Source organism: Flavobacterium sp., assembly GCF_043722275.1.
In the GTDB taxonomy this organism is placed as follows: domain Bacteria; phylum Bacteroidota; class Bacteroidia; order Flavobacteriales; family Flavobacteriaceae; genus Flavobacterium.
This window is the reverse complement of the sequence record NZ_JAYSPC010000015.1, coordinates 1-12,878: the sequence shown is the minus strand read 5'-3', so window position 1 is coordinate 12,878 and position 12,878 is coordinate 1. Positions and strand designations below refer to the sequence as shown.

General features: G+C 33.1%; 2 protein-coding genes. Both read right to left on the bottom strand.

What is annotated here, in order from left to right; all coding sequences use genetic code 11:
* Positions 1-14: 14 nt before the first annotated feature.
* Positions 15-2,399 (bottom strand): TonB-dependent receptor domain-containing protein, encoded by a 2,385-nt coding sequence (locus ACHZDT_RS02355; RefSeq protein WP_394773057.1) that lies wholly within the window; start codon positions 2,397-2,399, stop codon positions 15-17.
* 169 nt (positions 2,400-2,568) lie between these two features.
* Positions 2,569-12,837 carry an amino acid adenylation domain-containing protein gene (locus ACHZDT_RS02350; RefSeq protein ID WP_394773118.1) on the bottom strand — a complete coding sequence of 3,423 codons (10,269 nt, stop codon included), beginning with the start codon at positions 12,835-12,837 and terminating at the stop codon, positions 2,569-2,571.
* Positions 12,838-12,878 lie beyond the last annotated feature (41 nt).

Here is a 12,878-nt window from a genome sequence, read left to right as displayed (position 1 = left end):
ACTATTGATATTAATTAATTGCTTCTTTTTCTTTCTTCCTCATTACCAAAATTTCTTTTTTCAGATTTGATCTTATCATTTCCAAACATATAATTCAAAGAAATCCTGAAATATCTGTTGCTTGGATATGAAATGTAACTTTGATGTACACCATTAATTTCTGAAGACATTTTTCTTGAGCTTGAGTTAAAAACATCAAATACTCCGGCAGATAGATTTAAATTCTTTAATAGCGATTTGTAAGTAAAAGCTATATCGACAGAAGATGCTTGCGAATATTTATATAAATTGTCATTGTATGGAGAATTATACCATAAATTAACTTCCCCAATAACTTTTCCGTCTTTGTCAAGCGTAAAAAGATTATTGATGGAACCATAAAATTCAAAACCATTTTTAAGTGGTGCATCTATAGCTGCATTTGTTTTTTTTGAAACAGAATAATTTAGGAATAAGGTATTATCTGTTTTCCACCATGAAAAAATTGGTAATTGATAACTTTCTGTTAATGAGAATGCATAATTGTTATAAAAATTTTCTTTTACAATTAATTGTTCCTGCGTTTTTTCGTCCAGATCAAAAATAATTCCAAAAGCATTTGTCTTAGCTGTGAACGCTAATTTAGTATTCAAATTTTCCTTGTATGTATGGGATAATTCAAAATTATCTATAAATGCAGGTTGTAAATTAGGATTCCCTTGTGACGATATTTTACTGTTAACAAAATAGCGCAACGGATTTAATAATGAATAATTAGGGCGTTCGATTCTTCTTCCATAATTAAATACATAAATATTATTGTCGTTTTTTTGATAGGATAAAAATACAGATGGAAAAAATTTAAAATATTCATTATTATTTATCTGATTCAATACTTTTGATTCTCCTTTTGTTATTGTATACTCTGTTCTTATACCTAACTGGATTTGTATTTTATCATTAATTTTTTTTGTTCCGTTTGCGTACAAAGCTTGTATATTTTCCTGATAATCAAAATTATCTGAAAGTTCCGGATTAAAAACAGGGCTTCCTGTTATCAGGTCGTAGCTGTTTGTGTTATATTCAGTATTTATAAAACTTATTTTAGTACCATATTGAAAATTAGCAAATTTAGTAGGATGCTCAAAATCAATTTTTGTATTATAATTTATGATACTTTGATTTGTTTTGGTATCATTAGCAAAGTCAATATTTGAAAAATTATAATTTGCATCATATCTGTTTGACAATATATTATTTGCCATATCCTGATCATATTTTAAAATATCAAAATTCACTACAAGCTTTTTTCCAAGCGTATCCATTTTATTTTCAAGAAATAAATTCAGTAAATGATTGTTTTTACGGCTGTCAAGTTTTCCTTTGCCTTTTAAATATCCATCAATTTCATTATTGAAATTATACAGTTCTGTGGTAGAATTGTCATCAGTTTTTGTTTTTACAAATGATCCTGTATATTGCATTCCTATTTTAGTATTCTTACTTACATCATAGTCAAATAAAAACCTTGGCGAAAAAATTTTATCATTTTTCTCTTGCTGGGTTCTTAATTTTAGAGGCTCATCTTTAAAAGCAATTTCTATGCGCTGATCTATATAAGTCAATCCTGTGTCATATCCTGTACTCAATGTAAGATTGACTTTATTCTTTCTATAACTGAAATTATTATTGAATGATTGTTTGCCAAATTTAGCCTGAATATGGGTTAGGGAAATATTATCGCTCCAGGCATCCTTTTTTGATTTTTTGAAAATAATATTTACAATTCCGCTATTTCCCTCTGCTTCATATTTAGACGATGGATTCGCAATGATTTCAATTTCTTTAATATCAGTTGCAGACAATGTGGCAAGAAAATTTTTAAGGTCTTCACCAGACAGCTGAACCATTTTACCTTCTACCATTACCTTGACACCACTTTTACCTAACATAGAAATTTGGTCGTTTTTCAAAATCAAACCAGGCGTTCTTTTTAAGGCATCAAATGCATTTCCTGTACTTGCGATTGGGCTATTCTGAACAGAAAAAATAGTTTTGTCCAGTTTCCTTTTTATCAGATTTCCTGAACTTTTAATTACTACTTCTCCTAATATAGTTGCTTTTTTTTCTAAAAGAATGGTTTTTAATTGCAAGTCATCTTCTACAATAAATTGTTGAATAAAAAGCTCATAATCTTCATGATTGATTGTTATGGTGTAAGTTCCTTTGGAAATAATGAACTCAAAAGAACCATCTTGCTTTGTATTCACTTCCTTAACAATCTGGTTATTATGATCAGATAAAACCACATTTGCATTAGCGATCGAGACGGCATCATCTTTTATCACTCCGTTTACTTTTACCTGAGAAAAAGAATAAAAGGGCATTATGATTATAAGTAATAATAGTATATTTTTCATTTTTTATTTTTTATTTATTTAAGCTTTTCTTAATTGCTATCTGGATTATATCCTCTCAGTTTTGATGGGCTGGTATGTTAATATTATAGAGTTATTAAAAAATAATTCATGCTGTTTCTGTTTAAAAAAACAGCATGAATATTAATTTCTACAATAAGGCTTTTGCACCTTAAAAAGTATTGATTTGGGAATTTTGATTAATCTCAAGGTCTTTCAATAGTTCTTCTATAAAGCCTACCAGAGAAATCATATTACTCGTGTTTTCATAAATGTCTTTTGGGCACATTAACCTGAAGTAAACGCCATCCTGATATATCTCACATTCAAGATTGATTCCGTAAAAAACAAGGAGATCATCATAGTAAATATTTAGTTTTTCATTACGTGCATTCTTTGAACTTACAGAACCTTCTTTTATATATAGATTAAGATAACCGCTCATATTTTCATCTATATCATATTCTGTAGCATCTAACATATCCTTTCTAATTGTTTCATAAGGCACACCTTGATATGTCCTGTTTTTAAGATAGGCAATGTAAATTTCCAGAATAGATTCTAAATCCAGATTCAAATCTCCCTTTGTATATGAAATTGGCAGAGCATTATCAGTCACGCCCAGTATGTTGTTTACATTCATACCTTCTACTTCCTGCTCTCTTCCATTTACCATAAAACTATAGAGCATTCTATTTTCGAGATTAACAGTATTCAATATCATTTCATAAAAACCAATGAAAAAAGCACTCACCGGAAGATTATTCTTTTTCGCTAGTCTTTTGATATTTATAAATCTATCATCCGAAATAACAGTTTCCTGAATTACGTTTACTTTTTCTTTACCCGGATTGATTTGATTTTTATACAAAGGTGTTTCTTGTAAAGTAACTTTCCAGTAATCTCTTTCTTTTAAACCTTGGTCAGACAACAGGAACTCCTCTTTTTTTATTATAAAATCAAATGGATGGTAATAATTACTTTGTTTACCTTCTCCCTGGAAATAATTACAGAGCTCCACGTAAATTCTGTTTACAGAATAATGATCTAATAGTGAATGATGTATCTTTAAGGTAATCATTGCATTTCTGCCAGTTGAATCTTCTTCCAGAACAAGACATCTAATGAGAGCTCCATTTACTAAATCAAAAGGTTTATCTAAAAATTCATTTGTTATTTTTAAGACCTGTTTTTCTTTCAATAAAGAAACTTCTTCAATCAATATTTCTAATGCCACATCATTAGGATGTATATATCTCTGCATCACATTGTCATCAATTGTTTCATATTTCAGACTCAAAGCAGGAAACCCTAAAAGAAAATTCCTAAAGTCTTTTTCAAAAGTGTTTTTATTAAAATTATACATTGTATCCCTCATTGTCACACAGGCATATTCGTACTTATAGAATCTTTCCTGGTTAGGAGATAATGCTACCAAATCACCATAAGACCATTCGGAACCTATTTTTTTGTAAGGCAGATTCTCAGAATTCAAACTTACTTCTGCAGATTTTAAAGCCAGAACTTCGATCAGGTTTTTCAGCTGATTTTCATATGCTTGTACCAGTCTTTGTATAGTTTCTTCTGAATATCTTTCTGATGAATATCCTATAGACATATTTAGGCTTCCTGAAACCATCATTCCTGAAACATCCAGTAAAATGTTACTTTTTATATTGTTGATATCTACAGAAGTCCCTACATTTTCTGAAGCAAATTCAAAAATTACCTCATCTTTAGATCCTCCGGCATTGGAACCAAAATCTCCAAGATAATTGAATTGAATACTTGGAACCAAATACGATTCAAACGACGCATCCAAATAATTTAAAATACCGTAACCAATTCCTTTGTTTGGAATTTTACGCAAAGATTCTTTTACTGACACCAATACCTGATCAGCGGAAATGTCCAAAATAAACGGATAAACACTTGTAAACCAACCTACGGTACGGCCAATATCTACTCCGTCAATTATTTCTTCACGACCATGTCCTTCCATCTTCACTGCACTTTTACTTATACCAAAAACTTCTTCGATCGCTAGACCTAAACCTGTTAAAAGCAAATCGTTAATTTCTGTTTTATAAACGTGGTGCACTTTAGTCTGCAATTTATCAGTCATTGAATTGTCCAGTACAAAACCAGTTCTTTTATCAAGGCTGGAAGTTTTTACCTCATCTATGTAATCTGAAGGAAGCTGTGAAATCTCAGCCTTTGAAACAGCATCCCAATACGGTCTTTCCTCTTGCATTTTGATACTTTTTGCAAAATCATTTTGTAAAGAAGCCCAACGTTGGAACGAATCTGTTTTTAGTGGAAGTTTCGTTGTAGTTCCTGATTGATAAGAAAGGTACAAAGTCGATAAATCTTCGAGTAAAATACGCCATGAAACACCATCAACAACTAAATGATGAATAATGAGTGCCAAACGATCTCCATCTGAAAGTCTGAAATGACCTACATGAAATAAAATTCCTGAACTAATATCAAAGCTGCTTTGCAATGCTTCTCCAATATTTTTTAGTGCTGTCAGTTCATCTGGTTCTCCTCTTAAATCATGAAAACCAACCTTATAATGAACTCCATTAGCATCTTCGTTATACTGTGTCCATCCTTGCGATTCTTTGTTATAAACCATACGCAGAGCATCGTGATGCAATACAAGCGAAGCAATACAATCTTTTAATACAGCTGTATCAAGTTCCTCTTTACTTTTGAGTATTATAGCCTGGTTGTAATGATTTTTGTTTGGCAGATTCTCACTTTCAAAAAAGTAATGCTGGATAGGTGTTAATATTACTGTTCCTTTAACCTCTGATTGGTCAACAACAGCTATATTTACTTCAACTAAAAGTGCTAAATCTTCTAATATTGGATTTCTTAATATCTGATCTACTTTTAGCAGATGACCGCGTTGTTTTAATTTAGATATCAATTGAATCGACTTAATCGAATCTCCTCCCAGATTATAAAAACTGTCTTTTATACCTATTTTTTCATATTTCAAAACTTCAGACCATACAGCTGCCAAAACTTTTTCTTGTGCAGTTCGAGGCGCAATGTATTCAGTTTTAATCAAATCTTCTTCTGTAACATCCGGAAGGTTTTTTTTGTCTATTTTACCATTCGTTGTTAATGGCATAACATTCAGTTGGATATAATAACCCGGCAACATATAATCAGGAAGAACTTTGCCTAAATCTGATTGTATTGCTTTTTTATCCAGAACAATATCTGTAACATAATATGCTACTAGAAATTTATCTCCATCTTTAATATGAGGAACTACCACGGACTGTTTTACTCCGTTTATTAAAGATAAATTTCTTTCGATTTCTCCTAATTCAATTCTATGACCTCTAATTTTTATTTGATCATCTACTCTTCCTAAATAAACCAAATTACCATCTGGCAGCCATTTTCCAATATCTCCGGTTTTATATATACTAGTTCCTTCTTCAAATGGATTGGCTATAAATTTCTCTGATGTTAATTCTGGACGGTTCCAATATCCTCTGGCTAAACCTGATCCTCCTATACAGATTTCTCCTATAACGCCCTCCGGTTGTAAATTATTAAACTCGTCAAGAATATAAATAGCTGTGTTTGCTACAGGGCGTCCAATCAGGATTTCTCCTTCTGCATACTGTGGTTCGTATGTGGTACAGCCTACTGTCGATTCTGTAGGACCGTATTCATTAACAATTCTGATAGCCGGATTTAATTTTTTCAATATTCTTACATGATCTTCCTGAAGTTCTTCTCCTCCAACTATAGCAAGCTGAACTTTAGTTGATCCTAAATCAAGATTCCCTAAAACACTTATATGAGCAGGAGTTAATTTAACACACGACATTTCGCTGGTAAAGTAGTCCTCTAATAAACTTTGAAACGAATCATTTGATCCTAAAACATTTAAACATCCACCACTTATTAGCGGCAAAAAGAAACTTGTAATCGTTAAATCAAAAGACAACGAAGTAAACAATCCAAAATCAGTATTGTTAAGGTTTTTATCTAAATAATAATCTCTGGCCCAAACAAGATAATTAGTCAACGAACTATGTTCAATCATTACTCCTTTAGGCAAACCTGTTGATCCTGAAGTATAGATTATGTAAGCTAAATCTGCTGGAACTATATTAATTTTATCTAAAATCAGATTTCCTTCCGATGGACTAAATTGTGTGTCAATTGATAAAACATTTCCTTTATAGAAATCCAGATCCTGTAAAAAAGAAGATTGTGTTATTAATAACGTCAATTTTGTATCTTCTACTATAAAAGCCTTGCGATGACTTGGTAATTCTGAATCTATCGGAATATAAGTTCCTCCTGATTTTAAGATTCCTAAAATAGCGATTACCAACCATTCACTTCTAGTTAAATGGATACCAATTTTATCGCCGATAACAATATTATAATTGTTTTTTAGCGAATAAGCCAGATCATCTGACAACTCATTAAGTTCTTTATATGTGATTTTTCTGTTTTCAAAAATGACCGCAATATGATCAGGTGTTTTAGCTGCCTGCTCTTCAAATAATGCTACTATTGTTTTTTCTCTTGTATACGAAACGGTAGTATTATTAAAATCAACTAAAAGATGTTGTTTTTCTTTGGTACTTAAATAATCAATCTGCAGAATTTTACTTTCAGGCTGATTTATCATTTCGCTAATTAACTGCTCAAAATGAGTAGTTATTTTTTCTACAAAAGACAAATTGTAAATGTCAGTATTATAATTAATTCCAAGTTTTAAACTATCTGCTTCTATGAATGTAAAAACCAAATCAAACTGAGCTGTTTTAATATTAGCATCGTACTCATAAACTTCTAATCCTGATAATTTGTCATTCTCAAAATCATTAAGTTTCGACTGGCTCTGAAGCACAACCATAACATCAAACAAAGCCGATCTGCTATTATCACGTTTTAGTTCGAGTTTATCGACCAGTTCATCAAAAGGATAACCTTGATGCTCATAACCACTCAATATCACTTCTTTTTCATGACGTAATAAATCAAGAAAAGTGAAATCTTTATTAATTTGCGTGCGCAGAGCTAAAGTATTCAGGTAAAGTCCTATCTGATTTTCTAAATCCGGATGTTCTCTTCCTGCAATTGGAGAACCAATAATGATATCCTGTTGCCCTGTATATCTGCTTAATAGCGTATTAATTCCTGCCATTAATGCCATAAATAACGTAACATCTTGTTTTTTGGAAAAAACTTTTAGTTTCTCTAAAAAAGTATTTGAAAATTGGTGATTTAGAAAATCTCCGTTATACGTTTTTACCAAAGGACGTTTTTTATACCCGGGTAATTCGATTACAGGAAGTAAACCTGAAAATTGATTTAGCCAATATTTTTCAGAAACTTTGTAAAGATCTTGTTGTAACTCCTGATTTAACCATACTGCATAGTCTTTATACTGGATTTTTAATGCCGGCAGGTTTACTTCTTTCGACTCAATCAGTGCATTGTAAATCGTTACAATCTCCTTTACCAATAACTCTGATGACCAGCCATCTCCAATAATATGGTGCATGGTCATAAAGAATACATATTCCTGGTCTCCAGATTTTATTAGCGAAACTCTAAGCAAAGGGGCGTGTTCTAAATTGAAGGCGATAGCATTTTGTTGGGCAATATAATTCGTTATAGCTGTTTCTTTTTTGTTGTCTAAACTGAAATCAACATAGTTCAGGTTAAAGTTTAAATCATCTACAGAGGTTATAAACTGATGTACTTCGCCGCTTCCATTTAATTGGAAAGAAGTACGCAAAACTTCATGTCTGTTGATTAAGAAAAGGAAAGATTCTTCAAATTTTAATACATCCAAATCCCCTTTAAGTTGTAAAGCAACAGGCATATTATACGCCAAAGAGGTATCTTCGAACTGGCTCAATACCCAAAATCTGTTTTGAGAAGCAGTTAAAGGATATGATTTTTGTACCCCTGCTTTCTCAATCGGAATGTATTGACCTTCTATTAATTGTTTGGATAAGAATGCTATTGTTGGGTTTTCAAAAAATATTTTTATTGAAACATCCAATTTTAATTCTTTTTTAATTCTATTGATCGCCTTTACAATCAATAAACTATGTCCTCCCAATTCAAAGAAATTATCCGTTATTCCTATTTTATCAAATTTTAATATTTCCTGCCAGATTATTGCCAGTCGCTCTTGTACCTCATTTTGTGGTGCAACATATTCATTTTGTATAGCGTCTTCTCCTGATATTCCAGGTAATGCTTTTCTGTCTATCTTTCCATTCGATGTTAGTGGAATTTGAGGAAGCTCTACAAAAAAGCCAGGTATCATATATTCAGGAAGCTGATTCTTTAAATATTGGCGTAAATCTGAATGATTTATTTCTGATGTTGGAACATAATATGCTATAAGCACTTTGTATTCATTTATTTCCTTAACATCAACTACGGTCTGCCTGATAGCATCTGAATAATGTAGTAAAGCGGTCTCAATTTCTCCCAGCTCAATACGATGACCTCGTATTTTAACCTGATCATCAATTCTACCCAAGTAATCTATATTTCCATCTGGCATCCATCTGCCTAAATCCCCGGATTTATATAAATCCGTTCCTTTTTTAAATGGGTTTTCGATGAATTTATCCGCCATTAAATCTGGACGGTTTATATATCCTTTGGATAAACCTGAACCTCCAATGTAAATCTCTCCAACAATTCCTTTTGGCTGCAGGTTTTTGAACTCATCCAGGATACAAATAGTCGTATTGGCAATAGGTTTTCCTATTAAGATGTCCTGTTCAGGCGAAGTTACTTCATATACAATACAGCCTACAGTGGTTTCTGTGGGTCCGTATTCGTTATAAATGCGCATTGAAGGGTTCAGCCTTTTTAAAATCTGTATTTGTTTTTGGCTTAATGCCTCACCACCTACAACGGCAACCTGTACATTACTTGACTCTATGTCAGCATTTTCCAGGGCGCTGATATGCGCCGGTGTAATTTTTATACCTGATATATTACTGCTAAAATAAGTTTTCAGGATATCCAGAATATCTGCATTTGGGTCAAAAATCTTCAAACATCCACCACTTATAATTGGCAAGTACAAACTTGTAATGGTTAAATCGAAAGATAAAGACGTGAAGAGTCCAAAATCAGTATTTGCTAATTCAGAATTTAAATAATGTCCTTTTCCCCATTCCAGATAATTTAGCAAAGAACCGTGATTAATCATCACACCCTTAGGATTCCCTGTAGATCCAGAAGTATAAATAACATACGACAGACTATCGTATAAATCCTTAATACCAACATTTTCTTTTGAATACGTATCATAAATTGTTGTAAATAATCCCAAAAATGAATCGTCAATTACGATTTTACAACCGCTGTCTTTTTCAATATATTCTATTCTGTTTTCAGGATAGGCCGGATCTATAGGAACGTAAGCACCTCCGGATTTCAAGACACCTAAAATCGAAACAATAACTTTTTCACTTCTGTTTAATTTTATACCGATGATATCGTTTGTCTTGATCTCCCAATTCTCCAATAAATAATGAGCAAACTGATTTGCTTTTTCATTAAGTTCCTGGTATGTTAATTCAATAGCATTAAAACGTACTGCAATAGCATCCGGGGTTTTACTTACTTGTTGCTCAAATAAATCCACTATCGTTTTATCGTTTGAATATTCAAAAAAAGTATCGTTAAAATCTACCAAAACTTCTTGTTTTTCCTGATCTGATAAATAATCTATTGTACTAAGATTAGCTGTATCACCTTTACTGAATGCTGCTGTTATTTTTAAAAAGTGAGAAGCAAGATTATCAATTAGCGTTTCATCCAAAACTTCAGCGTTGTAACCCAAATCCATTTTCAGGGTATTGGCCGATGGTATCGCAACGATATTGAAATCATAATTAGTCTGCTCAAAAACAGTTACATTCTCTACATACAGATTCTGGCTATCCGCATTCTCTGTAGCATTATCCACTGCTTCCTGAACAAAATAATTCTCGAAAGTAAGTAAGCTTTTTATCAGTTCAGTTCCTAATTCACTTTGGGATTGTACTTCGGATAAATTAGTATAGTGATGTGACGCGCTTTCAATCGCTTCTAACTGAATTTGTTTCAATAAGGATTTCGGTGTATCTTCATTGGAGTATTTCAACCTTACCGGAATGGTATTGATAAACAATCCAACCATGGTTTCTACACCCGGTAATTCGCCAGGTCTACCTGAAACTACTGCGCCAAAGACCGCATCCTGCGTATTGTTATATCTCGAAAGCAAATAACCCCAAACACCCTGAACAAATACATTAAGTGTCACGCCTATTTCCTGACAGTAACTCATAACGTTTTGATACAACTCTCCTTCAATATCAAACTTAAGGTGTTTGATTTCGAAGCTTGTAACGCTTTCCTTTTTTTGTTTAAAAGGAAGGTCAGTAATGGTTTCAAAACCTTTTAGGTAATTCTTCCAGTAGCTTAATGATTCTTCCTTGTCTGTTTTCGACAGCCATTTTATATAGTCTGAATATTTTAATGGGCTCGGTAAATTCACTTGTTGATTCGCTGAAATAGCACTCAAAATACTGCTGAAATCGTTAATAAGGATACTCATGCACCAGCCATCCATCAAAATATGGTGGTAGCTCCAGATAAATACATAACGGTTTTTTTCAATCTCAACAATTTTCAGTCGCATCAGCGATGGTTCTTCAAAATCAAATCCCTTGTCCCTGTCTTCTGTTTTTAGTCGCTCAATATAGGTTTCAACACTTTCACTATCGGCTTTTTCCATTTTCTCATATGAAAAATTACCTGATATTTGTTTGTGAACAATTTGCAAAGGCTGATCTCCATAATTATTGCTGAATGAAGTTCGCAGGATAGCATATCTTGAAATTAAATCATTAAAAGCCTTTTGGCTGTTTTCAATAGACAATCCCTCTGCGTTTACTACATAAGCCATTTGTTCAAAATACACAGGGCTGGATTGATCCGTAAGCCAATAGTAATAAAAACCTTGCTGCAGTGGGGATAATTCATAAATATCTTCTACATTATTGTCTTTATTTATCTCTTGTAATTCTTCAAAAGACAAAGTATTATAAGTTACATCTGAAGGGGTTATAGCAGAGTGTTTTGTCTCTGAGAGTTGAGTAATGAGTACTTTTAGCTGATTCTCATAGGCACGTGTAAGTCTTTCTATGGTTTCTTCTGAATATCTTTCTGATGAATATCCTATCGACATACTCAAACCTCCTGCAACCATCATTCCTGAAATATCCAGTAAAATACTGCTTTTGGTATTGTTGATATCCACAGAAGCCCCTATGTTTTCCGAGGCAAATTCAAAAATCACCTCTTCTTTAGATCCTCCGGCATTGGAACCAAAATCTCCAAGATAATTGAATTGAATACTAGGAACCAAAGACGATTCAAACGGTGCGTCCAAATAATTTAAAATACCATAACCAATTCCTTTGTTTGGAATTTTACGCAAGGATTCCTTAACTGAAACCAGAGCATGGTTACCGGAAACATCCAGAACAAAAGGATAAACACTGGTAAACCAGCCAACAGTGCGACCAATATCAATGCCGTCAATGATTTCCTCACGCCCATGTCCTTCCATCTTCACTGTGCTTTTGCTTACGCCAAAAACTTCTTCTATTGCAAGGCCTAAACCTGTTAAAAGCAAATCGTTGATTTCTGTTTTATAAACATGGTGCACTTGGGTTTGCAGTTTATCGGTCAGTGAATTCTCCAATACAAAACCATTTCGTTTGTCAAGACTGGAAACTTTTACTTCCGTTTCGTAATCTGAGGAAAGCTGAGAAATTCCCGCTTTCGAAACAGCATCCCAATACGGTCTTTCCTGTTGCAGATTGCTGCTCTTGGCAAAATCCTGCTGCAAGGAAGCCCAGCGTTGGAAAGAATCCGTTTTTAACGGAAGTTTCACTTCAGTTCCCGATTGGTAAGAAAGGTACAAAGTCGATAAATCTTCCAGTAAAATACGCCATGAAACCCCGTCAATAACCAAATGGTGAATGATCAGTGCCAGACGATCTCCGTCTGAAAGCCTGAAATGGCCTACATGAAATAAAACTCCCGAACCGATATCAAAACTGCTTTGCAATGCTTCTCCAATATTTTTTAGTGCTGTCAGTTCATCTGGTTCTCCTCTTAGATCATGAAAATCAATTTTGTAATGAACCCCTTTCGCATCTTCATTATACTGCATCCAGCCTTGTGGCTTTTCTTTATAAACCATACGCAGCGCATCATGGTGGGACACAAGGGAAGCCAAACAATCACCTAAAATCTTTGTGTCAAGTTCCTCTTTGCTTTTCAGTACTATGGCTTGATTGTAATGGTTTTTATTTAATATCGTTTCGTTTTCAAAAAAATAATGCTGGATAGGTGTCAGTACAGCTGTTCCTGTAACCTCTGACTGATCTACAATAGCAG